Genomic DNA, 23,933 nt, shown 5'->3' with positions numbered 1-23,933 from the left:
GCTGGCAGCGGTCCGGTTCGCGGCGGCTCCCCCGCGACAAGCACGATTGGCTTGAGCTACGGAAGGGCACCTCGGCGTGAACCGAAATGATAAGAGGATGTGAACGATAATTTCTCGAAACACGGCTCCAATAGCAAGGATCGTTTGCATCAATCACGGATTGCTTCAGCGGGAGCGTGAGGGCGCCTGAACTTACGCTCAAGGAACGAAAGCCAAAGCAATTGGTTAGCTCTGCACAGAACAAAAAGGGAGAAAACCAATGAACAGACGACTAATGACTTTCGCCGCTGTCGCGACCGTATTTATAGGCGGGACGGCTCTTGCGGATTCCACGACCAAAACTTCTCCATCTGCTGCCAGCAGCGATACGAACGCTACGGATAAAGGCGCAAAGGGTAACGGTGGAATGGCAGGGTCGCCGGCAGCCGCCGAAACGCCCAATGTCGAAGGGAAGACCGGTTCGCAAAGCGGGGCTCATCCAAGCGACAAAATGGCGCCAGAGAAAAAATGAGACGTCGTCATTGGGCCGGGCAATCTCTGCCCGGCATCTGTTCGTGAACGTGCCGTCGTGGGAGGCCTTGACCTTGCGCCCTGAGGCTTATCCAGTTTGAAGTTCGCTCTGGCCCAAGGCGAGGACCAGAAAATGAAGCGCAGCTGTTTCAGCGAAGAGCAGATCATCGGAATCTTGAAGGAGCACGAGGCCGGTGTTTCGTGCGATCTATGCTGCAAGCATGGCGTCTGTATATCGAGACCCGCGGCGCGGGCGGAAGCCGTTGACCCCGGCGTCGGTTCAGACTTCGTGCGCGAGCGGTAAATGTTCTGTCGTTTCCGCTCCGTTCGCGGAGTTCCCAGGCGAGACGCGGGTTCGGCGCGCATGAAAATTGCGTGAAGACGCAGCCGGAAGTGGCTTAATTCGGCCAGACGGCCAATAAACGGTAAAGCCTTCAATATTGGCAGCAGCGTTCAAGGTCGGAGGACACATCCGAATGCCGTCGCATGCTTACATCAACACGATCGCGACCGCGGTTCCCGTCCATGACGTCCACAGCTTCTTTCTCCGCTTCGCGAGCTCGCAACTGGCGGGCGATTCCCGCTTGCGCGAGGCTTTCAACCGCATGGCGGAAAAAGGCGGCATCGAGCATCGCTTTTCCTGCTTCGCGCCCGCCGCCGATCCTGACGGGGCGAGCCTTGATGCAGCCGGCATGTTTAGGCGGGGCGCGTTTCCATCGACGGCCGGACGGATGCAGTTGTTCTCCGCGCAGGCGCCCGCTCTGGCGCAAAAACCGGTCGAACGGGCCCTCCTGGGCGAAGATCGGGAGCGCATCACGCATCTGATCGTCACCACCTGCACGGGCTATTCCGCCCCCGGCCTCGATCTAGACATCGTCGCCCGATGCGAGCTTCCGGGTTCGATCGAACGCACCATTGTCGGATTCATGGGATGCTATGCGGCGATCACGGCTCTGAAGCTGGCGCGGCACATAGTGCGGTCGCAGTCAGAGGCGCGGGTGCTGATCGTCAACGCCGAGCTCTGTACGCTGCATCTCAAGGAGAGCGCAAACCTCGAAGAACTGCTGTCATTTTGCCTGTGGGGCGACGGCGCCGCGGCGGCGCTGGTAAGCGCGCGGCCCGTCGGCATCGGTCTTGACCGCTTCCACGCCGTCGCCATCCCTGACACGCGCGCGCTAATGACTTGGGACATTGGCGACCATGGCTTCGATATGGTGCTGTCCGGCAGGGTGCCTGGCGCAATTCATCACGCGCTTGGCGCCGCCATCGGCGACATTCTTGACGGCAGATGCGTCGCCGACATCGATCTCTGGGCGATCCATCCCGGCGGCCGCTCCATACTCGGCGCGGTGGAGCGGGCGCTGGATCTGGCGCCCGACGCCCTGTCGCACTCACGCGACGTTCTGCGCGCGTATGGCAACATGTCGTCGGCGACCATCATGTTCGTGCTTGAGCGGATGCTGGGCGGCTCCAACGGAAATTGCTCTGGTTGCGCCATGGCCTTCGGCCCAGGCCTGACGGCGGAAACGATGCTGTTCCACACGGCCGGCGCGGCTTGATGGCGACCTCTCTCGCCACCCGCCGGATCGAAGCGGAGTTGCTCGATAGCCTGCCCGCCGACGATCCGCGCGCGATCCGCTCGCGCCGCGACCTCGCGCTGATCAATGCGCTGATGTTTCAGGCAGCGATCATGGCGGGATTTTTGCGCGCGCAGATACCGGCGGGGCGCGCGCGGATCCTGGAAATCGGCTGCGGCGACGGTTCGTTCATGCTGTCGGTCGCACGGCGTTTGCGTCATAGTGCGGCCGATGTCGATCTCGTCCTGCTCGACCGGGTCGATCTCGTCGCCGCGCCGCGCGTTGCGGCTTTCGCAGCGCTGGGCTGGCGCGTCGAAACCGTGACGGGCGATGTTTTCGCCTTTGTCGACAAACCCGGCATCGGCGGTTTCGATATTGTTTCGGCCAATCTGTTTCTGCACCATTTTCCGGACTGCGCCTTGCAGACCCTGTTTCAATCGCTCCGCCGGCTGGCGCCGGCCGTCGTTGCCACAGAGCCCCGCCGGACGCGGATTGCGGTCTGGGCGACAGCCCTGTTGCGCGCGATTGGCGCCAATGCGGTAAGCCGGCACGACGCCGCAGCTAGCGTACGCGCCGGGTTTTGCGGCCGCGAGCTGTCAGGGCTTTGGCCGCGGGATTGCGCCGACCGGATCGAGGAGCGCGGGATCGGCCCGTTCACCCATATTTTCTGTGTCACGCGCGCCGGCGAGCAGGGGTCATGAGCTACGACGCCATCGTCATTGGCGCGGGTCCGGCCGGCTGCTCGGCGGCGCTGGCTTTGGCCGGCATGGGGCGGCGGGTGGCGATTGTCGAACAGAGCCGCTTTCCGCGCAAAAAAGTCTGCGGCGAATACATGTCGGCCGTCAATCTTGATCTGCTCGACCGGCTTGGCGCGGGCGCGTCCGTGCGGGCGAGGGCGGGGCCCAGCGTCCGCCGCGTCGCGCTTTTTGCTTCGGGGCCCGCGGTCGAGGCCGGCATGCCGCGCGCGCCGGGCGACGCCTTTGGCTGCGCGCTTGGCCGCGACGTGCTGGACAGCGTGTTGCTGCAGGCGGCGACTGACGCTGGCGCCGCGGTGTTTCAGCCCTGGCGGGCCGTCGATGTCTGCGCCGGCGGCGCTGCAGCCGCGGTGCGGATCGAAAGCGCCGGCGAGAGCCGCGTGCTGACCGCCGACGCGGTGATCGCCGCGCACGGCTCGTGGGCGCGCGGGCCACTGGCAAGTCAACTCGAACGGAAAAACCGGCGGCAGGATTTCTTCGGCTTCAAAGCTCATTTCAGGGGAGCGTCGCTCGCCCGCGATCTGATGCCGTTACTCGTTTTCCCGGGCGGTTACGGCGGTATGGTGTGGGCCGATCAGGGCCGCCTGTCGCTGTCGTGCTGCCTCCGCCGCGATGCGCTGGCGCGCGTTCGGGATTTATATCGCGCCCCGGCGGCGCAGGCGGTCTTTGCGCATATCCGGGCCTCGTGTCCGGCGGCGCGGATCGCGCTCGGCGGCGCCGCGCTCGACGGCGCGTGGTTGGCCGCCGGCCCGATCCGGCCGGGCGTCCGTGCGTGTTACGCCGCCGATATCTTCCGCGTCGGCAACATCGCCGGCGAATGCCATCCGATCATCGCCGAGGGCATTGCGATGGCGCTGCAATCGGGCTGGCTGCTCGCCTGCGCGCTGGCGCGCCACGACGTCTGGGACGCGAGATCGCGCGCCGCCGCGGGGCGCGACTATTCGGAGGCGTGGCGGCGGCAGTTCTCGACCCGCATCGCCGCCGGCGCGGTGCTGGCGCGGCTCGCAATCCTGCCGCAGACGGCTGGCGCGATGCAGGCTGTCGTCCGCGCGCTTCCGTCGAGCCTTTCCTTCGGCGCGCGGCTGAGCGGCAAGACGAGGGCTGTGCCCGAATGTCGATGATGATCCCAGTCGCAGCAGAGCCAGCGAACATGACTTCGCAGGATGCTCAAAACGATGACGGCAGTGGGGAGCCAGCCCATCCATTTCAACGGCGCGCCGATCCTATTGCTTTGCATTATCCTTTCGCTGTTGGCGATGACCAGCATCATCGTCATGACGGGGACGGCAACAACGCCATTGTTGACGGCGCTCCACAAAAGCGCCTTGAGCGGGATTATCGGCGAGAACGCGATGGCCGCGCCAAGAACCGTGGTCATGGCGATTGTCGCGTCGAACGCTTACGCCGGGACGGCGGCGGCGGTGGCTAATAGGATTTGTCACGCCAGCGGAAAACGCGTCCGTCAATTGCCCATTGCGATCGACAAACTGCCTTGAACCCTCTGGCCGGAACGCTTGTCACGACATTTGCCGAGGTCGGGCCGGCGGCGCGGAGTTCATGGCCCTTCAAAAGGGATGCCGAGGCGCCGACAATAACCGATGAAACGCTGATCGAGCCAATCTCGTAAATGCCTCATCGGAAGTTGGCCCTCTCGCCAGGCCCGCTCTCGGGATTTACGGATCGCAACGAGCCTTTAGAATCGAGTCAATTATCGGTGAACGCGGCGTCGCAGCTTGCTCGGAACCAAGCAACGCGAAATGGCTTCTACTGCGGATTTGTGGAGCCTCTCATGGTTCATGTCGATAGCTGCCTGACACAACGTGCGCTAGCGGTGGCCGCGTTCCTCGGCGTGACCTCTGCCGCTTTTCTTGCAGAAGCGCAAACGCCGCCTCCTTTCGTCAAAGCCGATGCTGCGAAAGAATGGACCATGCCGGCGAAAGACGTCGCCAGCACGCGTTACAGCTCTCTCGATCAGATCAACGCCGGGAACGCTCGGGATCTTAAAGTCGCCTTTAGCTTTTCGCTTGGGACAGACCGAGGCGCGGAAGCCGCGCCGCTGGTCGTCGGCGATACGATGTATGTCGTAACGCCCTATCCCAACACCCTTTTCGCCCTGGATCTGAAGCAGAGCGGGGCTTTGAAATGGCGCTACGATCCTTTGCCGAGCGCGGCGTCGCAAGGAGAAGCTTGCTGCGACGTGGTCAATCGCGGCGCAGTCTTCGCCGATGGAAAGCTCATCTATAACACGCTCGACGATTATACGATCGCCGTTGACGCCGCTTCGGGCAAGGAGGTCTGGCGAACCAAAATGGGCGACATCAACATGGGGGAGACCATGACGATGGCTCCTCTGCTTATGAAGGATAAGGTGCTTGTCGGAGATTCGGGCGGCGAAATGGGCGTGCGCGGCTGGGGCGCTGCGCTTGACGTCAAGACGGGAAAGATCGTCTGGCGCGCCTACAGTACAGGCCCCGACTCCGACGTCCTGATCGGCGCCGCGTTCAAGCCGTTTTACGATTCGGATAAGGGCAAGGATCTGGGGGTCACAACCTGGCCCGCCGACATGTGGCGGCAGGGCGGCGGTTCTGTCTGGGGCTGGGCGTCGTACGACCCGGAGCTCAATCTCGTCTATTACGGCGTTTCAAATCCCGGCCCTTGGAATTCCTCGATGAGGCCTGGCGACAATAAATGGACTTCCGGCATTTTTGCGCGCGACGCTGACACCGGGCAGGCGCGGTGGTTCTACCAATACAGCCCACACGATCTCTACGATTACGACGGGGTCAACGAAGAGATCCTGCTCGACATGCCGTGGAAAGGGCAGCCGCGAAAGGTGCTGGTTCATCCAGACCGCAACGGTTATGTTTATGTCCTTGACCGCGTAAACGGCGAAGTCCTTTCCGCTGAGCCATTTCAGAAAATCACGAGCTCCACGGGCGTCGATTTGAAGACCGGAAGGCTTCAATATGTCGCCGCCAAGCAACCGAAGCTTGGTGAAACTGTCCGGGATATTTGTCCGGCGCCGCCCGGCGCCAAGGATTGGCAGCCCTCCGCATTCTCGAACAAGACAAAGCTGCTCTATCTTCCGCACAACAATCTATGTTTCGATACCGAGGAAGAAGACGTCGGCTATATCGCCGGCACACCCTACGTCGGAGCAAGCATTCATATGCATGCAGGCGAAGGCGAAAATCGCGGCGAATATGCCGCCTGGGATATTCTGAACGGCAAGAAAGTCTGGGCGATACAGGAACGATTTCCCGTCTGGAGCGGAACCGTAGTCACGGCCGGGGACGTCGCCTTCTACGGCACGATGGACGGATGGTTTAAGGCGATCAACGCCAATACGGGCGAACTCCTCTGGCAGTTCAAGACGGGTTCCGGCATCATCGGGCAGCCAGTGACCTATCTTGGTCCGGATGGGAAGCAATATGTCGCCGTCCTATCGGGCGTTGGCGGATGGTCCGGCGCGATCGTGGCCGGCGGCATCGACAAGCGCGACGGCACCGCCGCGCTCGGTTTCGTCAACGCAATGAAGGATCTGCCCGAGGTGACCACCAAGGGAGGCGAGCTGTATGTCTTCGCGCTTCCTTAGGGCCTGCATGGCGGGGGCTGCGCTGGCGGCGGCGCCGCTTTCCCTGCAGGCGCTCGAGCTCCGCGTCTGCGCCGATCCCAATAATTTGCCATTCTCGGATCGCAGCGAGGCTGGCTTCGAAAATAAAATCGCTGAAGTCATCGCCTCCGACATCGGCGCAAAGCTCAGCTACTTTTGGCTTGCGCAGAGGCGCGGCTTTCTGCGCAAGACATTGAACGCCCATGTCTGCGACGTCGTCATCGGCATCCCGGTCGACATGCATATGTTGCGCACGACAAAGCCCTATTACCGGTCCGGCTACGTATTCGTACAGCCGGGTGACGCACCCCGCGTAACCGGATTCGACGACCCGAAGCTGGCGCGGCTGGAGATTGGGGTGCAGCTGGTCGGCAATGATGGCGTGAACACGCCGCCGGCGCACGAGCTGGCCGATCGCGGCATCGTCGCGAATGTCCGCGGCTATATGGTTTATGGCGACTATGGGCAGCCGGCTCCGCTTCGCGGCATCATCGACGGACTCCTCTCAGGCCAAACGGATGTCGCCATCATGTGGGGACCGGAGGCCGGCTGGTTCGCCAGCCAGCAGGACGCGCCTTTGCGGCTGACGCCGGTCGGCGCCGGCGCCAAACTCCCCATGGCCTTCGACATCGGCATGGGCGTGCGCAAAGAGGACCCCAAGCTTGCGGCCGATCTCGAGGCGGCGATCGATCGGCGCCGCTCAGAGATCGAGGCAATCCTCGCCGATTACCATGTTCCGCTCCTGCCAATTCCGGCGCAAAAGGCGGAGGCTGCGCCATGAAAGGTCCATGTCTGCTGCTATTCGCCTCAGTCTTCCTTCCCGCCGTGGCTGACGCTCAGCCCTCCGGCGCCGAGAAAGCGAATTCCGCTCTCCCGCAAGTCTCGCTTGTTCCAATCGCGCCAGGCGGCGGAATGCCGGTGAACGAGAAAAGCGCGTTAGGCGACGAGTACGCCCGGAGTCCGGAGCATATTGAGGCGGGCCGACAGCTCTTCAAGGCGATGAATTGCTCCGGTTGCCACTCCAGCGGCGGCGGCGGAATGGGCGCCAATTTGATGGATCAAAGCTGGATCTACGGTGGGAGTGTGGAGAACATTGCGGCGACAATCGTGGAAGGGCGGCCAAACGGTATGCCGACGTTCCGAGGCCTCATTCCCATGGAACAGATCTGGGAGCTCGCCGCTTACGTCAAAACTCTGTCCGAGCGTCCGACGGAGAAATGATGGTGACCAACACATATATTCCCTATTGCGGGGCAGCGCCGACGCCTACTTCAATTGCCTGGAATTTTGATCCCGCGCTGCTGGCCATTCTCGCCGCAGGCGCGCTGCTTTATGCTTTTGCTTTGCGACCCTGGGACGAGCGGAGGCGCGATGAATTCGCCCTGCGTCCCTTCGCATTTGCGGCTGGCTGGGCGTGCCTGGCCATGGTTTTCGTTTCACCGCTGTGTAACCTCAGCGTGGCGCTGTTTTCGGCGCGCATCGGTCAGCATATGATTCTGGCGTTGCTCGCGGCGCCTTTGCTTGTCCTTGGCGGCGTCGACGTCCTTGTGGCCCGCGCGCTGCGCCTGGACAGCGAGAGGCGCGGCCGCTTGGAAGCTGTCGCCGCTCCCATCGTCTTCGCCGTCGCCCTGTGGCTTTGGCACGCGCCTCAGCCCTACGATGCGGCGTTGCAAAGCCATTTCATTTATTGGATTATGGAAATCAGCCTGCTCGCCGCCAGCGTCCTGCTCTGGCGCTGTTTGCTGCGCGGTCTCTCGCTCAATCCTGGCGCAGCGCTAGCCGCGAGCTTTTTCACCGCCCTGCAGATGATGGGACTCGGAGCGCTGCTTACGTTCGCGCCGCGCGTTCTCTTTGCCGCGCATTTGACGACGACGGAGTCCTGGGGCCTGTCGCCTCTGCAAGACCAGCAGCTGGGCGGTCTCGTGATGTGGTTGCCGTTCGGATTGATTCTTACGCTTCACGCCGTTGCCGCGCTCGCCGCCTGTATGCGGGAGGCCGGTCGGCGTGCTCACACCGCCTAGCGCAAGGTCTCGAGATAAGCGACAATCTTGCGGGCCGATGCGTCGTCAATCGGCAAATCGGGCATCGCGTTGTTTGGGACGACCTCTTGCGGATGCTGGATCCAGCGCTGCAAATTCTCTGGCGTGTTACGCAAGACGCCGGCGACGTAAATTCGTGATCCGATCCCTTCCAGCGACGGGCCAACATTTGCGCTCGCGCCATCAATGCCCGGAATTGTGTGGCAGCTGCCGCAGCCGAGAGCCGAAATAAGCGTTGCGCCCTGTCGCGCCTCGCTCGCCCGCTCAGGATGTGTAAGGTCGCAAGCCGAGCATAGCAGCGCCAAGGCGCAGGCCCCGAGGCTGGATCGCGCGGCTCGCATCACTGGCCGCAGGCTGGGGTGACGATGGCGGGAAGGGTATCGAACAGAATGGCGACAATAAAGACGCTGCTCATCAAGATTCCTCCGAGCGCTATGAATCGCGTCCGCCCCTCCCCGACTTCGGCGGCGTGCTCCGGTCTTGATCCATGCCGTTGCTTCGCTGCCTTTTCGTGCGCCGTCGAGCGCCAGGCAAGATAAGAAATCGCCAGCGCGGCGCATGCAGTCAGCGTCGCCAATCCGTCGATCGTCAAAATTAGCGCGTGAGCGAGCGCGGCCGCGCTCGCCAAGGAGGACGGCTGCGAGCCCGGAAAGCAGGCGCGGCTGGCGATGGTTACATTCATTAGGAAATGTGCGGCCCAACTCGCCGGTGCGCCAATAAGGCCGAATGCGAGCGCGGCTACGCCGATCTCGCCTCGCGCTGGAGCCGGATGTTCTATCGGCGACGTCGCCGTCTGATTTTGCGCCATCGCGTCATCTCCACCGGGGCAGCAGGTATAATGTGGCAAAAATGCACAGCCAGACGATAACGGTGAAATGCCAATAGATCGCGACGATCGAGACGTTCGGATCATCCGCATCCTGGACGCGTCCTCTCATCGACCAGAATAGCAACGCCGCGAGAGCAACGACCCCGGCGCCCGCGTGCAGCAGGTCCAGACCGGAGAGCAGCACATAATAGGAGTCGGAGGCGCTAGCCGCCACCGTCGCGCTGTTTGCAATGAAGTCATACGACTGAACGCCGACGAAGGCCGCGCCAAGAACGAGAGCGAGCGCAAGCCCTGTGGATAGGCGCGCATTTTTTGCGGGACCTCGCTGCAACCATAGCAGCGCGGCGCTGCTGCCCGCCAAAAGACTCGTACCCAGGCTGGCCAGCGTCAGCGAAGGCGGCCCGCTCCGGGGCCATGCGTCCCCCGCCTGCAGCAGGCTGCAAGAGTAGCTGAACAGAAGATAGGCGAAGAGCGAGCCCTCGGTTACGACAAGGAGCCATACGCCATACCAGCCGGAGGCGCGAGCGACGCCGCTTCGATTTCCTGAAGGAGACCCCGCGGCGGCCGCGTTTGGCGCTCCCAACGCGATGTTAGACATGCTCCGCCTCCGCGATCAATTGCATCGGCGGCAGCGGCGCCGGCTGTAGCCATGCGGCCAGAACGAGAAAGCAGCCGATGAGGGCGATTCCCGCCAGTATCCACAAGTGAGTCAGCATGCCGATAAACACGCCGGTCGAAGCAAGGCCGAGCAGGAACGGAAGCCAGCTGTCTCCAGGCATGCGCAGGATGACATCCGGCTCGCCGTCCAGCACGGTAACTCCGATTGTCTCGCGTCCATCATCGAGCGCGAGGCCGCGATCGATAATCGACGCTCCAGCGTCGTCTAGATGGTCTTCCCACAAGGGGTGGCGGCTTCCGATTTGTGGAATTACCGTGAAATTATGGGGCGGCGGCGGAGAAGCGGTCAGCCATTCGAGCGTGCCGGCGTCCCAGGGATTTGCGCCGGCCGGCGCGCCGCGGCGCAGACTTATCGCAACATTGAGGATGAAGAGAAGCACGCCGGCGGCGAACAGAAACGATCCGATCGACGTGATGAGATTGAGCGTCGACCATCCCATATCGGGCCCATAGGTGTAGATCCGGCGCGGCATTCCCCGCAGACCGGAAATATGCATCGGCAAAAAGCCGAGGTTGAATCCGACGAACATCAGCCAAAAATTCCATTTGCCCAATCTTTCGTCGAGCATGCGGCCGGTTATTTTAGGGAACCATGTGTAGAAGGCGCCGATCACTGGAAATACGTTGATGCCAATCAGCACGTAGTGGATATGTCCGACAATAAAATAGGTGTCTGTAAGCTGCCAATCGACGGGAACCGACGCCGTCATGAAGCCAGAGACGCCGCCAATGACAAAGAGCCCGATCATGCCGGCATAAAAATGGAACGCCGCGGTGGCGACGGGTCGACCTGACCAGATTGTCGCAATCCAGCAGAAAACTGCAATCGCGCTCGGCACGGTTATCACAAGGGAGGCGCCGCTGAAGAAGGACAAAGCCAGGTTCGAAATGCCGGTCGCAAACATATGGTGGACCCAGACGCCGAAGCCAAGCGCCATGGTCGCAACAGTCGATAGCGCCACAAGCGTGTAGCCGACGATCGGCCTGCGGCAGAAAATCGGCAGGCCGTCGGAAACAAATCCCATCGCCGGCAGGACAATCGCATAGACCCACGGATGGCCGAACATCCAAAACAAATGCTGCCAGAGAATTGGCTGGCCGCCGTCGCCGACGGTAAAGAAATGCGAGCCGAAATTGCGATCGAGCCATAGCATCAAGAATGCGAGGCTGACGCTTGGCACGACGACTATATTCGCGATGGAGGCGGTCAAAGTGCCCCAAACCAGCACCGGCAAGCGATTGACGGACATGCCAGGGGCGCGCATGCGCATCAGGGTAACGACGAAGTTGACGGAGCCAACGGTCGTTGAAATGCCGAGCAGGATCATGCCCAACGCGTAAAAATCGATGTTGATCCCAGGGTTGGCGTTTTGCCCGGACAACGGGACGTAATTGAACCAGCCGGCGTTGGGTGCGACGCCGAGCATGAAGCTCGCATAGATAAACAAACCGGCGAAAATGTAGGTCCAGTAGGAAAGCGCGTTGACTCGCGGAAACGCCATGTCCCGCGAGCCAAGCAGGAGCGGCCACAGATAATTGCTAAAACCCGACAGGATCGGCATGGCGTACAGAAAAATCATCGAGACGCCATGCATTGTGAAGAGCTGATTATATTGCTCCGGGGTGAGCAGGCTCATATTCGGCGCTGCCAACTGCAGGCGCATCACCAGCGCCTCCAGGCCGCCGATAATGAGAAACGCGAAGGCGGTGACGATGTAGCGAAGGCCGATCTCCTTATGATCGACGGTCGTGAAAAAGCCGCGCCATCCCGGCTCCGTTTTCCATGCCGCGCGCAGGCGGCCCTCAAGCTCCGGAGAGGGTGCGACCAGAGGGGGCATATTCATTGTCAAATGCCGGCTTGCCATCGGATCTCCAGGCGCTCTGACGAAAGGGTTAGTTCAGCGTGGCAAGATAAGCTGTGACACTATGGATCTCCGGCCCCGACATCTCCAGGACGGGCATTTTTGCGCCTGGCTTCAAATGCTGCGGATCCGCAACCCAGCCGGCGAGCGAACCCAGCGTGTTGGGCAGAGTTCCTGCGGCGATGGTTCCCCGGCTCATCACATGCGTGAGATCGGGCCCAACGCGGCCTCCGGCGCTCGTGCCGCGCACTGTATGGCAGGCTCCGCAACGGGTCTGAAAAGTCGCACGGCCTTCCGCGGACGCGGACGGCTCCGGATCCGCCGGCGCGACGCTTCGCAGTTGCGCCGTTCGCCATGCTTCAAACTGCGCCTCGCTCTCCGCAATTACGGTGAAGGCCATGTGCGCATGCTGCTTTCCGCAATATTCGGAACACTGGCCACGATAGCTTCCGACTTTATCTGCCTGCAGCCAGGTCGTGTTGACCTGGCCCGGAATCATGTCGGTCTTGCCGCCCAAGGCGGGAACCCAGAATGAGTGGCTCACGTCGCCGCCACGCAGATCAACGCGGACGAACTTACCGATGGGAATATGAATTTCATTGGCGGTCGTAAAGATGTTTGACGGATGAGCCCTGTCAAGGTAGCGGACTTCCCACCACCATTGCCGCCCTGTGACCTCGAGCGACAGCGCCGCCTCCGGTCCCGTGCGCACGGCCGCAGCCATGGTGGTCATGGTCCAGACAAGCACGCCGGCAAGCGCCGCGACGGTCAGGGCCGCGCCTAGATAGACCCATCGAAGCGGCCCCGTGTCCTGGACAAGACCGCGCGGGTCGAAAGCGGCGCGGGATCGGAATATGGCGCCGAGCAGCAATAGAGCCACGACGAGCGTCACGATCGACGAAATTGCGATCATCCCCTTCGTTAGCGGCAGGATAGCGAGAGCCCGGGCTCCGTATCCCGTAAGGTAATTCAAGGGGAAGTCGCTCATGAGGCACGGCTCTATCTGCGAACGGCCGATAAACGTCGCCTTACCAGCTTGGTTCCGAACGTCGAGCGGCAGGGGCGGATGCGACCTGCTCCGCCAGGATCAATATCAAAGCGCGAGCGGCGGGGAGCGGTTGACAAGAACCGCAACCGGCAGAACGGCGAAGAGCTCCGCGAGCGCAACCGACCCTCCGCCCGTGAAATGGCACGCGGTAAAGATGTCCGCCCATTCGCCCTCGGGCAGTAGCGCTGCGGCATCGTCCCAATTCGGCTCGGCTGCGCGGCGCCCTGGAAAGCGGGCGGTCAGCACTGCGACCGCTACGTCGCCCGCCGCCCTGACAAAGCCGACCGCAAAATCGGACTTTTCGCCATGGATCGACAGCGCCTCGTAACTTCCATTCTCAAACAGGGTTTGATTCTGCTTGCGCAAATCAAGAAGCGCCGCCGTCACGGCAAGCTTGATGTGGCCGTCCTGCCATTGGTCGAGCAGCCCGCGCATCGTGGCCTCGGGCTGCTTCGCCAGCATCGGGCGGATGGCGCGCAAGGCTTGCTGACCGGCCTCGAAATTGACCGGGCGCCGATTGTCCGGATCGACAAGGCTCAGGTCCCATGTTTCGCAACCCTGGTAAATGTCCGGAATCCCCGGCGCCGTCAGCTTGAGGGTAGTTTGCGCCAGGCTGTTGTCGACGCCGAGACGAGCGAGTCGCCGAATGAATGGCAGGAAACTGGTCAAGAACGCGGCGTTGCCGGCGTCGAGCGCGGACGAAGCGAAGGATTGCATCGCTTGTTCATAGTCTGCGTTCGGAGCAGTCCAGGATGAATGCGTCTTGGCTTCGCGCAGTGATTTGGTAAGCGCGGCGGCGACACGCAGAGCGTAGCTTTCGAGCGCCGAAGCATTGGGGGCTTCCAGAAGCTCCGTCGGCCACGATCCAGCCAGAAGCTGGTAGAGCAGATATTCGTCGTTTCGATCCGGGGGCGCGTCGCCCTCGACGTCGCCGCGGCGGGCCCGCAGCAGCCGGCTCCATATCTGGACCTGGCGCGTCCATTCGTCAGGCGCGTCCGAGAGCGCTGCGAGTCGCGCCCGCGCGTCTTCGCCCCGCTTCGTGTCGTGCGTCGCCGTCGCGAGCATGGCGCGCGGCCATTTCCTTGCCCTTTCGGCGTTGGCCTTGTGGAATGCCGCCGGCGTGACGCCAAAGCGTTGCGGATCGCCTCCAACTTCGTTGAGCGCCACAAAGCGATTGTAGCGATAAAAGGCGGTATCCTCGAGCCCCTTCGCCATGACGGGGCCGCTATATTGCTGCAGCTTCATCGCGAAGCGAGCGACTGCAGCTCGGCTGAAGCCGCTATTAAGCTCCCTCGTCAGCTCGCCCGAAAGCGCCGCGCCGAGGAAATTAAAGACCGATGGGTCGAGGGCATGATCCAAACGACGCGCCTGAGCAACGGCCCAATCCAGATATCTACGATCGGCTTCGTCGCTTGCGGAATTGAAGTCGACGTAAGTGCGATAGACCGGAAAACAGGCGACGATCTGCTTAATAGCGCGCTGCAGGATCGGTTTCGTGAAATCGACGGTCTCCGGATTTTGCCGAGCGATGCGCGCTGCGTCCTGGCCGAGCGTGTTGAGTTCGCTCGACATTTCATTTTCCATGATGCGAATCTTCGATGCGTAAGCGATCTTGGAAAACGGCGCGTCAACGCCCGCGAAGCTCTTATAGGTTTGGGTGAAGCCTGCTTCGCCGGCGGGATTGATCAAAATGCCAAGAACCAAATTGGCGAAGTCATATCCGGTGGTTCCGTCGACCTGCCAATCGTCGCGCAGCGCTTCGTACGGAGCGAGGATTTTTTCGACAACAAGATAGAACGGCCTTTCGACCGAGGCTCGTAGACGATCAAGATAGGCTTTAGGATCGAGCAGGCCGTCGATGTGATCGATGCGCAGCCCGTCGATCACGCCCTCTTCGATCATTGGCAGGACCCGCGCATGCGCGTGGCGAAAGACCACAGGAAGCTCGATGCGCAGGCCGGCGAGATCGTTAATATTGAAGAAGCGACGGTAGTTTATGTCGTCCCCCGCGACGCCGAAATAGGCGATGCGCCAGAACTGACGCTGGATCAGCGCGTCGAGAGCACGCCAATCCGCATTCAGAGCGGCGACGGTTTGATCGAGAATAAGTCTCGCTTCGGGGCGTTCGCGCGCAAGAGCCGCAAGTTTCGCCTTCAATGCGAGAGTCCGCTCCCGGATCTCCGGACGCCACTGTCTTAGATCGCCAAACATATCGCCGAGACGGTCGAGTTCAGCGTCATCACGTCCGAGCACAAGCTGGTAATGCAACGGACACAGCGGCAGTTTGTGCGCACCATAGGCCCAGACGGCAAAACTGCCTTCATCCGGATCGAACTTGACTTGAAGTTTGCCGGCTTTCAGCTCGACGCCATATTGCCCGCCAAGGAAGGGGGCGAGAAGCTTATCCTTTAGATAGCGATTCTCTGAGTCCCAGTCGATATCGAACCAACCGGCGTGATCTGCGTCCGGGCCCCATTCCAGTACGTCGAGCCAAAGCGGGTTGTCGGCGCCGAGCCTTTTCTTTTTTCTGCGATTTCCAGGGCGACTTTGCCGACGCAGTTCGCAGCGGTCGTCGCGCGGAATTTGGTCCATCTCTTGGGACCCTCAAACGCTGTCTCCATGGTAATGATGCCGCGCGCCCGATATCGCGATCGACGGCGGCGATTCCAAAGGCGCGTGATGAGCTAAATTAAGGCGGGCATGGTATTTGGAATTGTGATCCGGTCGTCATCTCGATCCCTATCGCGGCGCTGCTCGCATACGCCTTCGCAACCCGCCGCGACATGCGGCGGGAGTCGGCGAGGGAGCGCGGCGCCATTAAATCTCCAAAATGTCGCCTCGCCGCGGGCTCGATCGTCCTTGCCGCCGCGTTTCTCTCGCCGCTTGCAAGGTATGATCTCGACACGGAGCGGATTTGGAGCGGCAGCTTATGCGATGTGGAGCGTCGTCAACACGAAGCCGCTGTTGTAACTCAATGTGCCGGTCAGAGGTCACTCACGCGAAGGGCACGAGTGTACGCAAGTAGTCGCGATCGCCCACGGGCAACCATGAGCCGCCAGTGGTTCGGCAAAATATCGGCGTTATCGTAAGTCCCTCGACGAGTAAAGAATCGCGCCTCTTACTTCCGGGAGAGCGCCGAGCCGCCGGCAAGCGACCGCCCAAGTGACCTTTTGAAGCCACGCGTAACAATCCGTCATGTCGCCCTTCAACAGCGTGAACGCAAAAAATGAGTCTTTCCAGCCTCCCCGCGCCGTCGTTCTCGGCAATCCGAGAGTGCCGATAACCGATAATTCCACGCCCGACTCGAATACCGCACGCGGCGGCCTAAATACCGCCGCGCGCTATTTAGGTGACTCCGAAGAGCAGCGTGTCCAGCCCAGCTAGCGCGCAAGACCCTGCGCGTCTAGGTAATCTTGTATGAGACCAGCAACTTGCACATTGTTGACATCGGTAAATGCAAAATGGGTATTCCCCTTAATGCCCCTCTGCGTCAATTCCAATAAGGTCACATGCCCACCCATCGCGTTAACTGCCTTCTTAAATTCCAGGTCTATCGCGTGCATTCTGTACCAGAAGTCCAGACCGAAGTAATTGCTGGGTCCGCTCGGGATATTGTCGCCGAACTCCATCAGGATCGGGATTTTTGCCAGATTCCTAAAGAGAGCTGGGTCCACCGGCGTGCAGGTGGTAGTGCCGAAATTGCCGACTACCGGAGGGAACGGATGGTCTGATGGGCAGGGAACGCCGGTGGATTCTAGACCGATGATGGCCTTTATGTTCGGATTTTGCATTGCGGCTTGGTACCCTGAGAGCGAACTGGCCGAATGTGTGACGAGTACCGTCGGTCCGATCTTGTCTACAATTGCCAGGAGGTCATTTAGTGTCAGGGCCGGATCCCCCGGACCTACGCTCTGCGTAAGCCAACGATTGAACTGATCAAGCGCGGTCGGGCCAGGCGGAAACTTCGACCCCCGGTACAAATTGCATTGAACAGGAGGCGAGCCGGCGGCGCAGAGGCCAAGACGGAATTGAATAAAGAACCCTTGCTCACCCGCCGTTGGCGTTATGGTAGCGCCGACCGTCGTGCGCGCAGCCTCGCCCATGCGCGGCCTATCTGCAAGGAAGACGCTCCAGTTTTGACGCAGAAAGATCTGCTCGAAGCCGTCACGCCCGTCAGGTGTCGTTTCCCAGGGCGTTTTCACCAACGAGCCCCACATCAGCATCGAGTTCCTGTTGGCGCCTCTTGGTATTTCAAACTGTACGTAGGCATGATCGCCGCTGAGCGTTTGGCCCGCGGGTGTAGGACTCATTGGAGTAAAGTCGCCGGGCGTAGTCACCACAGCGCCGCCAACCATGAAGCTCCCCATTCGCTTGAGCACTATGGGCTCGCCGCCACTGTCTCGCCAGGGCAAGGGGTCGGCAAAGGCGCCGGAACCACAGCCCGCGACCAGGAGTCCAAGCAGAACGGATGCTTTGGCGGAAGGCTTGTTTCTGCGTCCGTGAAGAGAGGACCAAAGGCGTGATAACTTGGACATGATTTCTCCCATTTGTACAAAATTCAACGATTGCAATTTTCCAAGGGCCGTTTTTCGAGAAGTCGAATTTTCCTCCCATTGGGATGGAGGCGGCCCTTCACGCAGCGCGCCTCCTTCAGGATTGATTCGAATCTGGGGGCTAGGATCGGATTTCATCAATGTTAAGTCCGACGACCGGGTTTTCCCTTATCGGGCACTCCAAAAGTCAGCGTCCGCTCGGGAACAAGGGCCTAGAATGGCGAGACCGAATCCCAGAAGTCGCAGTTATGCGTTTGCGAGAATTCATGGTCCGTGAACGTCGACAAAGCCGGAATGTTTTCCGAGAGAATCGCAGGAGCTCTCTCCGAAGCGGCTGAAGGTCTGTTCTTGTAGCGCGGCCAGGGGCTGTTGCCGACGCCGTTCGGATTTCCTGTCCAAGCGAAGTTCGTCCAGGCCGCGACCATCTCGTCCGACAGCTTCTCCTGCTTTCTATTCAGCTCATGCACGATGCCCAACGGGCTACCGTGGTAGAGCGGGAAGAGATACTGTATGTCGCCTGTGTGGTAGGCCAGCAATTGGAGACCTGGCATCGTGGGGTAGTAGGAAGGCGCCGTGCGATCGTCGAATTCATAAGCGTAGACGGGCACCTTGTCGGCCAGCAAACTATTAATTCCCCTTTGCTTGCACGCCCACGGATCTGTGCCGATCGCGTCCATCGCCAGGGCCGGCGTGACAAAAGCGTTGAGAGGATAAAGCGCCTGCAGCTTGGCGGCCGTTCCGGAAGGATAACTGGCGGAAGCATAGGAATTGACCATGTTCTGATAATCGGCTGCGGTGAACGGATGCCTTGGGTTTTCGGAATATTCGGTCCCGGCAAGGCTGAAGGTTTCCTCGTCCTCTGTCGTTCCGCTCATCACCGGCACATGGTTGAAACGCCCCTGCTGGATCAACGTCCGGAACGATGCGTTCGGCACGACCTGCCCGTCGCCAATGATTTCGGAATGGTAGGGTCCCGAATCGAGAGCAAAGATCTTCGAAGCAGGGAGAGCGCGAAGACATGCTGCAACCGCCGGCGATGCGCCGGCGCCGCACCCGGCGGCAACCGCAAAGGCGGCGCCCTGCGCCTCCGCGCTCGCTAAGGGCGTCGGCTCGTAGACGTGACTTTCCAAAATTGCTCGTTGCAGAAGACCCTTTGCCAGTGGCGACATGACGCTGGCTTCCGTGTCCGCAGAGCCGCCCGATTGGCCGGCAAGCGTGATATTGTTCGGATCGCCGCCGAAGTTTATGATATTCTTCTGAACCCATCTGAGGGCAGCCTGCTGGTCCAGGATATCATAATTGCCGAAGGGATGGCCTTCGGCGTCGATCGCTGGATTGGCCATGTCGCCAAGCAAGCCCAGGCGATAATTCAAGGTGACCACAACCGTGTGGCCCTGGCCGGCGAGCTTGCTTCCGTCATAGCCAGTGCTTTCGCCCGAGCTGTTGCCGCCGCCATGGATATAGACAATCACCGGAAGCCTTTGCCTTGTTCCCGTGTGGATTTCCGGTGTGAAAATGTTGAGGAACAGGCAGTCCTCGTTCATGTTGGCCGGTCCAGAGTACGGGTTGGAAGCGGTCTGCAAGCAGATAGGACCAAAATTCCTCGCATCCAAGGCTTTCTGCCAGACCTCATGCGGCTGAGGCGGACGCCAGCGCAGATCTCCGACAGGGGGGGCGGCATAGGGAATGCCGAGGAACTCTGCCACCCCATTCGCGATGAAGCCCTGGACCGGACCCTTATTGGTTTGCACTTTCGGGCCGCTGGCCGCCTGCGCCTGAATTGGCGCGACCAGCGACCCGATTGAAAGCGCCAAACCAACCGCCAATGAGATCCTTGAGGGCGAATAACGGCGCGCTCTTCTTGAATACGACGAGACAGTCCGCCTGAGTGACTTAGACATCGTTCTCCCCTGCTTTATTGCCGGCCCGCAAGCTACATGGCGCGCAAAGCTGGAGGCGAAGCCACGAAACTGTCTTCCATGAACTTCCGCTTATTGCAGAGAACTCCGATCAATGTTGCGTGATGACCCGTCGCCAGAAAAGACTTCAAGCCAATCGGGTCGCATTCACTGTGAAGCTGAATTGATCTTCCGCCATCACGATTACGTTGCCGAATGGCCGTGATCGACGTACCTATAGGCGCTCACCAAATCCGACGAGGATCATTGCCGCGCCGGATCCAGCAAGATCCGGCGCCGCGCGACATCGCTCGGAGAGGAGATTGTATTCATGGCGAAATCCCTTTCGCTCAACGTTAACGGACGTGCGGAAACAATCAGCGTAGACGACCCTAACATGCCGCTGCTCTACGCGCTGCGCAACGACCTGAAGCTGCACGGGCCACGATTTGGCTGCGGGCTTGGCCAGTGCGGCGCCTGCACGGTTCATCTCGATGGTCAGGCGGTGCGCTCCTGCCTGATGCCGGTCGCATCAGTGGGCGACCGTCACATTGTCACGCTTGAGGGCCTCGGCTCGATCGACCGTCCCCATCCCATGCAGCAGGCCTTCATCGATGAGCAGGCCGTGCAATGCGGCTATTGCATCAATGGCATGATCATGGAGGCTGCGGCCTTTCTCGCCAGGAACAAGAACCCGAGCGATACGCAGATCCGCGAGGCGCTTGCCAGCAACCTCTGTCGCTGCGGCACGCATCTTCGCATTCTACGTGCGGTGAAGCGCGCCGCCTCCACGACCTGAGGAGCCCCCATGCTGATGAATCCAACGCGCCGCGAGGCTTTGCTGGCCGCCGGCGCCCTTATCGTCACCTTTTCACCCTTCCGGCATTCGCTCGCCATGGCCGACGCAGCGCCTTCAAAGTCGGTCTCAAAGGATGAGGTCGACGGCTTTCTCAGAATCGACGAGAGCGGGGCCGTGACCCTATATTCCGGCAAGGTCGATCTTGGCACCGGCGTGCGCACAGCGCTAATGCAAATTGTCGCCGAGGAACTCGACGTTCCCATGAGCTCCGTCGCCGTAATAGAGGGCGACACGTCGCTGACTCCCGATCAAGGTCCGACCTATGGCAGCAATTCGATCCAGATCGGCGGCATGCAGATCAGGCAGGCCGCTGCCACGGCCCGGCAGGCCCTGCTGCAGGCGGCGGCGGCGCAGCTCAATGCCGACATTGGCGATCTTTCCGTCGCCAATGGCGTGATTGCATCCAGGACCGGCGGCTCAGTCGACTATGGCGACCTCATCGGCGGCAAGGCGTTTTCGCTCAAGCTTGATCCCAAGGCGCCGGCTAAGGATCCAACGCTTTACAAAATCGTCGGCCGGTCCGCCCCTCGGCTGGACATTCCAGCCAAGGTCACGGCCGCCTTCACCTATATGCAGGATTTTTACATCGAAGGCATGCTGCACGGCCGGGTGGTGCGCCCGCCCGCCATCGGCGCCAACCTCGAGAGTGTCGACGAGAGTTCGATTCGTGACCTGCCCGGATTCGTGAAAGTGGTGCGCGAGGGCAACTTTCTTGGCGTCGTCGCCGAGAGTGAATGGGGCGCCATTCGGGCCTCGCGCGGGCTCAAGGCGCGATGGACGGCGTGGGAGGGCCTGCCGGACCAGGCGAAGCTCTGGGAGCACATACGCGCCACCAAAATCATCAAGGACGACGTCACCAGCACCGTCGGCGACGTCTCGGCGACGCCGCCGGACGCTAAGCGCCTGAAGGCGACCTATGATTTCGCCATTCACACGCATGGATCGATCGGCCCGTCCTGCGCCATCGTCGAGATCAGCGACGGGCAGCTCACCTGCTGGACGGCCTCTCAATCGACACACGTGCTCCGCAAGCAGCTCGCAGCGATGCTGTCGATGCCAGAGGACAAGGTTCGTTGCATCTACATCGACGGCTCCGGCTGCTATGGCCGCAACGGCCACGAGGACGCCGCGGCCGACGCGGCGCTGCTGGCGCGGGCAGCCGGACGCCCGGTCCGCGTGCAGTGGATGCGCCAGGACGAGCATGGCTGGGATCCGAAAGGCCCCCCGACGCTTGCCGATCTCGAGGCCGCGATCGACGCCGGAGGGCAAATCATATCATGGTCATCATCGTTTTTCATCCCGCAGGGCGCAGCCGGCACTGTCGAACTGGTCGCCGCCAACCTTGCGAAGCTGCCGCCACACGATGTTCCTTTATCGCCGGGCGGAATCATCGGCAATTCGGCAATCCCTTATTCCATTCCAAACATCCACACCGTCGCCCACCGGCTCGAGACGACGCCTTTCAAGCCAAGCTGGATCAGGACGCCGGGACGACTGCAGAACACCTTCGCCAACGAGTCCTTCTTCGACGAGTTGGCGGCGGCCGCGGGCGCAGACCCGCTCGAATATCGCCTGCGCTATCTGAAGGATCCGCGCGGCGTCGAACTGTTGAACCGTCTGGCGCGGTTGGCGAAATGGGAGAAGACGGCGCCAACGCGCGACCAGAGCGCGACTATCGCGACAGGACGCGGCCTTGCCTATGTCAAATATGAGCTGGTGCGCACCTATGTCGGCGCTGTCGCCGATGTCGAAGTCAATCGCGCCACCGGCGAGATTCGCGTCGTGCGCTTCTTCGTGGCGCAGGATTGCGGCCAGATTATCAACCCCGACGGCGTCAGAAATCAGATCGAAGGAAACGTGGTGCAAACGGTCAGCCGCACGCTCATGGAGGAAGTCACCTTCGACCGCTCGCAGGTGACGAGCCTCGACTGGGGCAGCTACCGGATCATCGGCTTTCCGGAGGCGCCTGATGTCGTGATCGAGCTGATCGATCGGCCGGACGAGAAACCGTGGGGGAGCGGCGAGCCCTCGACCTCGGTGGTGCCCTCGGCGGTGTCGAACGCCGTGTTCAACGCCACAGGTGCCAGGCTGCGCTCGGTTCCATTTACCTTCGACAAGGTTAAAGCGGCGCTCGGCCGAGCCTAGACGCGGCGTCGGTCGGCAGCACTGAGGTCGAAGGAGACTTGGCGTCATGCGCAATATTCTGGCCGCCGTCATATCATCTCTTCTTGCGCTGCCCGTTCTTGCGTCAATGGCCGCGATGGCGGATTCGCAATTGGACGCCGTCGCGTACGGGCGCTATGTCACTGATGCTGCCGACTGCGTCGCGTGCCACACGGCGCCCGGCGGCAAGCCCTTCACGGGCGGCCGCGCATTCATCCTGCCGTTCGGCGTGCTCTATTCCCCAAACATCACGCCGGATGCGGCCACGGGAATTGCCGGCTACACCGATGACGAGTGGGTGCGAATGCTGCACGAAGGCGTCGGCCGGGGCGGCAAGCATCTTTATCCGGCGATGCCCTATCCCTCCTATACAAAAATGACGCGTGACGACGCGCTGGCGATCAAGCGTTATCTTATGAGCCTCGCGCCGGTCGAGGCCGCGCCGCCTGAAAACAAGATCAGCTTTCCGTTCAACCAGCGTTGGGGGATGTTCTTCTGGAACCTCATCAACAATCCGAACAGGCGGCTTGAGCCCGACGCTTCCAAATCGGCAGAGTACAACCGCGGCGCCTATCTCGTTGAGGCGCTGGGTCATTGCGGCGAGTGCCACACGCCGCGCAATTTCATGATGGCGCTGAAGGACAGCCGGAAATTCGCCGGCGCGGAACAGGACGGCTGGGTCGCTTATAACGTCACGGCCGACCGCACGAGCGGCATCGGCGGCTGGACCGACGCCGCGCTCGAACAATATCTGTCGACCGGCCATGCCGAAGGCCACGGCCCCGCCTCCGGCCCGATGGCCGAGGCGGTCGGGTTGAGCCTGCGCTTTCTCAAGCCCGAGGACATCCACGCCATCGCGACCTATTTGCGCGGCGTTCCAGCGCAACCCGATGGGCCGCCCGCGGTCGAGGCCGGGCTGCCTGCCGCATCCAGCGGCTCGCTCGGCTCGCGCCTGTTCGCCCAGCAATGCGCTGGCTGCCATTTGACGAACGGAGACGGCCGCCAGTCACCCTGGGCGGCTTTGCGCGGCGCACATTCGGTCGGCGATCCGGCCGGCACGAATCTCGCGCAGGCGCTGATGAAGGGTACGCAGATCGAGACCAGCCAGGGCGTGATCTTCATGCATCCCTACATCGGCCCCTACAGCGATGAGGAGCTGGCCGCATTGGGCAATTACGCAATCGGCCAGTTCGGTTTTCGCAAGGGCACAATAACGGTCGAGCAAATCCGCGCGCTGCGCAAGCGGGGAGTCGACGAGCCCGCTGCCGACAAGTCGGGCAAGCCGGCATCGTGACGCCTCAGCCGCCCGCGGCTTATTCTTCAACATGCCTTGGCGGCTCATGCCCGCCCCTTCATTATCGGCATGGCCTCGCAGGCGGGGCGATGGGAACTACTGCAGCATAATGCAGCCTGCAGCTCGGCGCATTCGCGGCAGCGCTAATCGTGGGCGCCAACCATCGCGCCACTTCCCCATCATCTCCGGTTACCATTCGCTACCTCCACGTTCGCCGCCGTGGTCTCTATGATGCCTGGGGCATGCATGTCGAGG

At 61.4% G+C, this 23,933-nt stretch carries 20 protein-coding genes; 12 read left to right on the top strand and 8 right to left on the bottom strand.

Annotated elements, in window-relative coordinates; genetic code table 11:
- Positions 1-259: 259 nt before the first annotated feature.
- The 9 genes from MSIL_RS21470 (at position 260) to MSIL_RS17205 (ending at position 8,476) form a co-directional block, all read left to right on the top strand.
- Positions 260-511: a hypothetical protein gene (locus MSIL_RS21470; protein WP_148213132.1), complete on the top strand. Its 252-nt coding sequence runs from the start codon at positions 260-262 to the stop codon at positions 509-511.
- 475 nt (positions 512-986) lie between these two features.
- The gene (locus MSIL_RS17240) at positions 987-2,069 is read left to right on the top strand and encodes a type III polyketide synthase (RefSeq protein WP_012592362.1); all 1,083 of its coding nucleotides are present in this window, start codon (positions 987-989) and stop codon (positions 2,067-2,069) included.
- The gene (locus tag MSIL_RS17235; protein WP_012592361.1) at positions 2,069-2,788 is read left to right on the top strand and encodes a methyltransferase domain-containing protein; all 720 of its coding nucleotides are present in this window, start codon (positions 2,069-2,071) and stop codon (positions 2,786-2,788) included. Before MSIL_RS17240 ends, MSIL_RS17235 begins: the two co-directional genes overlap by 1 nt.
- Positions 2,785-3,963, top strand: a complete 1,179-nt coding sequence (locus MSIL_RS17230; RefSeq protein ID WP_012592360.1) for an NAD(P)/FAD-dependent oxidoreductase — start codon at positions 2,785-2,787, stop codon at positions 3,961-3,963. The genes MSIL_RS17235 and MSIL_RS17230 overlap by 4 nt, the downstream gene beginning before the upstream one ends.
- 42 nt (positions 3,964-4,005) lie before the next feature.
- The gene (locus MSIL_RS17225; protein WP_041368152.1) at positions 4,006-4,338 is read left to right on the top strand and encodes a hypothetical protein; all 333 of its coding nucleotides are present in this window, start codon (positions 4,006-4,008) and stop codon (positions 4,336-4,338) included.
- Positions 4,339-4,631: 293 nt separating this feature from the next.
- Positions 4,632-6,437, top strand: a complete 1,806-nt coding sequence (locus tag MSIL_RS17220; protein WP_012592359.1) for a methanol/ethanol family PQQ-dependent dehydrogenase — start codon at positions 4,632-4,634, stop codon at positions 6,435-6,437.
- Complete coding sequence (locus MSIL_RS17215; protein ID WP_012592358.1) at positions 6,418-7,236, top strand: substrate-binding domain-containing protein; 819 nt, start codon at positions 6,418-6,420, stop codon at positions 7,234-7,236. The genes MSIL_RS17220 and MSIL_RS17215 overlap by 20 nt, the downstream gene beginning before the upstream one ends.
- A gap of 131 nt (positions 7,237-7,367) precedes the next feature.
- Positions 7,368-7,676 (top strand): c-type cytochrome, encoded by a 309-nt coding sequence (locus MSIL_RS17210; RefSeq protein WP_244406171.1) that lies wholly within the window; start codon positions 7,368-7,370, stop codon positions 7,674-7,676.
- Positions 7,673-8,476 carry a cytochrome c oxidase assembly protein gene (locus MSIL_RS17205; protein WP_244406170.1) on the top strand — a complete coding sequence of 268 codons (804 nt, stop codon included), beginning with the start codon at positions 7,673-7,675 and terminating at the stop codon, positions 8,474-8,476. The genes MSIL_RS17210 and MSIL_RS17205 overlap by 4 nt, the downstream gene beginning before the upstream one ends.
- Here the strand turns inward: MSIL_RS17205 and MSIL_RS17200 are convergent.
- The 8 genes from MSIL_RS17200 to MSIL_RS17165 all read right to left on the bottom strand — a co-directional run bounded on the left by MSIL_RS17200 (position 8,473) and on the right by MSIL_RS17165 (position 19,290).
- Positions 8,473-8,835 (bottom strand): c-type cytochrome, encoded by a 363-nt coding sequence (locus MSIL_RS17200; RefSeq protein ID WP_012592355.1) that lies wholly within the window; start codon positions 8,833-8,835, stop codon positions 8,473-8,475. The genes MSIL_RS17205 and MSIL_RS17200 overlap by 4 nt on opposite strands.
- Positions 8,835-9,302 carry a hypothetical protein gene (locus MSIL_RS17195; protein WP_012592354.1) on the bottom strand — a complete coding sequence of 156 codons (468 nt, stop codon included), beginning with the start codon at positions 9,300-9,302 and terminating at the stop codon, positions 8,835-8,837. The genes MSIL_RS17200 and MSIL_RS17195 overlap by 1 nt, the downstream gene beginning before the upstream one ends.
- A gap of 4 nt (positions 9,303-9,306) precedes the next feature.
- Positions 9,307-9,921 (bottom strand): cytochrome c oxidase subunit 3, encoded by a 615-nt coding sequence (locus tag MSIL_RS17190; RefSeq protein WP_012592353.1) that lies wholly within the window; start codon positions 9,919-9,921, stop codon positions 9,307-9,309.
- Positions 9,914-11,845, bottom strand: a complete 1,932-nt coding sequence (gene ctaD / locus MSIL_RS17185) for a cytochrome c oxidase subunit I (RefSeq protein ID WP_244406169.1) — start codon at positions 11,843-11,845, stop codon at positions 9,914-9,916. The genes MSIL_RS17190 and ctaD overlap by 8 nt, the downstream gene beginning before the upstream one ends.
- Positions 11,846-11,894: 49 nt before the next feature.
- The gene (coxB, locus tag MSIL_RS17180; RefSeq protein WP_244406167.1) at positions 11,895-12,776 is read right to left on the bottom strand and encodes a cytochrome c oxidase subunit II; all 882 of its coding nucleotides are present in this window, start codon (positions 12,774-12,776) and stop codon (positions 11,895-11,897) included.
- A 180-nt stretch (positions 12,777-12,956) separates the two neighbouring features.
- Positions 12,957-15,503: a malto-oligosyltrehalose synthase gene (gene treY, locus MSIL_RS17175; protein WP_012592350.1), complete on the bottom strand. Its 2,547-nt coding sequence runs from the start codon at positions 15,501-15,503 to the stop codon at positions 12,957-12,959.
- 788 nt (positions 15,504-16,291) lie between these two features.
- Complete coding sequence (locus MSIL_RS17170; protein ID WP_148213131.1) at positions 16,292-17,605, bottom strand: alpha/beta hydrolase; 1,314 nt, start codon at positions 17,603-17,605, stop codon at positions 16,292-16,294.
- A 71-nt stretch (positions 17,606-17,676) separates the two neighbouring features.
- Positions 17,677-19,290, bottom strand: coding sequence for a carboxylesterase/lipase family protein (locus tag MSIL_RS17165; protein WP_244406166.1), 1,614 nt, complete (start codon positions 19,288-19,290; stop codon positions 17,677-17,679).
- A 403-nt stretch (positions 19,291-19,693) separates the two neighbouring features.
- Between MSIL_RS17165 and MSIL_RS17160 the strand changes: the two genes are divergently transcribed.
- From MSIL_RS17160 to MSIL_RS17150, 3 genes are read left to right on the top strand one after another with little or no spacing between them, the layout of a single operon-like run.
- Positions 19,694-20,161, top strand: a complete 468-nt coding sequence (locus MSIL_RS17160; RefSeq protein WP_012592347.1) for a (2Fe-2S)-binding protein — start codon at positions 19,694-19,696, stop codon at positions 20,159-20,161.
- A 9-nt stretch (positions 20,162-20,170) separates the two neighbouring features.
- Positions 20,171-22,366, top strand: a complete 2,196-nt coding sequence (locus tag MSIL_RS17155; RefSeq protein WP_012592346.1) for a xanthine dehydrogenase family protein molybdopterin-binding subunit — start codon at positions 20,171-20,173, stop codon at positions 22,364-22,366.
- Positions 22,367-22,412: 46 nt separating this feature from the next.
- Positions 22,413-23,678: a cytochrome c gene (locus MSIL_RS17150; RefSeq protein WP_012592345.1), complete on the top strand. Its 1,266-nt coding sequence runs from the start codon at positions 22,413-22,415 to the stop codon at positions 23,676-23,678.
- The last annotated feature ends 255 nt before the right edge of the window (positions 23,679-23,933 follow it).

It is taken from the genome of Methylocella silvestris BL2 (genome assembly GCF_000021745.1).
In the GTDB taxonomy this organism is placed as follows: Bacteria; Pseudomonadota; Alphaproteobacteria; order Rhizobiales; family Beijerinckiaceae; genus Methylocapsa; species Methylocapsa silvestris.
The sequence above is the reverse complement of the archived record's forward strand: the minus strand, read 5'-3'. Positions and strand labels throughout refer to the sequence as shown.

Coding starts and splice junctions, on each gene's coding strand:
- MSIL_RS17160 (WP_012592347.1), top strand. CDS start 19,694: ATGGCGAAATCCCTTTCGCTCAACGTTAACGGACGTGCGGAAACAATC.
- ctaD (WP_244406169.1), bottom strand. CDS start 11,845: ATGAATATGCCCCCTCTGGTCGCACCCTCTCCGGAGCTTGAGGGCCGC.
- MSIL_RS17200 (WP_012592355.1), bottom strand. CDS start 8,835: ATGCGAGCCGCGCGATCCAGCCTCGGGGCCTGCGCCTTGGCGCTGCTA.
- MSIL_RS17205 (WP_244406170.1), top strand. CDS start 7,673: ATGATGGTGACCAACACATATATTCCCTATTGCGGGGCAGCGCCGACG.
- coxB (WP_244406167.1), bottom strand. CDS start 12,776: ATGATCGCAATTTCGTCGATCGTGACGCTCGTCGTGGCTCTATTGCTG.
- MSIL_RS17215 (WP_012592358.1), top strand. CDS start 6,418: ATGTCTTCGCGCTTCCTTAGGGCCTGCATGGCGGGGGCTGCGCTGGCG.
- MSIL_RS17210 (WP_244406171.1), top strand. CDS start 7,368: ATGCCGGTGAACGAGAAAAGCGCGTTAGGCGACGAGTACGCCCGGAGT.
- MSIL_RS17195 (WP_012592354.1), bottom strand. CDS start 9,302: ATGGCGCAAAATCAGACGGCGACGTCGCCGATAGAACATCCGGCTCCA.
- MSIL_RS21470 (WP_148213132.1), top strand. CDS start 260: ATGAACAGACGACTAATGACTTTCGCCGCTGTCGCGACCGTATTTATA.
- MSIL_RS17220 (WP_012592359.1), top strand. CDS start 4,632: ATGGTTCATGTCGATAGCTGCCTGACACAACGTGCGCTAGCGGTGGCC.
- MSIL_RS17230 (WP_012592360.1), top strand. CDS start 2,785: ATGAGCTACGACGCCATCGTCATTGGCGCGGGTCCGGCCGGCTGCTCG.
- MSIL_RS17150 (WP_012592345.1), top strand. CDS start 22,413: ATGCGCAATATTCTGGCCGCCGTCATATCATCTCTTCTTGCGCTGCCC.
- MSIL_RS17235 (WP_012592361.1), top strand. CDS start 2,069: ATGGCGACCTCTCTCGCCACCCGCCGGATCGAAGCGGAGTTGCTCGAT.
- MSIL_RS17240 (WP_012592362.1), top strand. CDS start 987: ATGCCGTCGCATGCTTACATCAACACGATCGCGACCGCGGTTCCCGTC.
- treY (WP_012592350.1), bottom strand. CDS start 15,503: ATGGACCAAATTCCGCGCGACGACCGCTGCGAACTGCGTCGGCAAAGT.
- MSIL_RS17225 (WP_041368152.1), top strand. CDS start 4,006: ATGCTCAAAACGATGACGGCAGTGGGGAGCCAGCCCATCCATTTCAAC.
- MSIL_RS17155 (WP_012592346.1), top strand. CDS start 20,171: ATGCTGATGAATCCAACGCGCCGCGAGGCTTTGCTGGCCGCCGGCGCC.
- MSIL_RS17190 (WP_012592353.1), bottom strand. CDS start 9,921: ATGTCTAACATCGCGTTGGGAGCGCCAAACGCGGCCGCCGCGGGGTCT.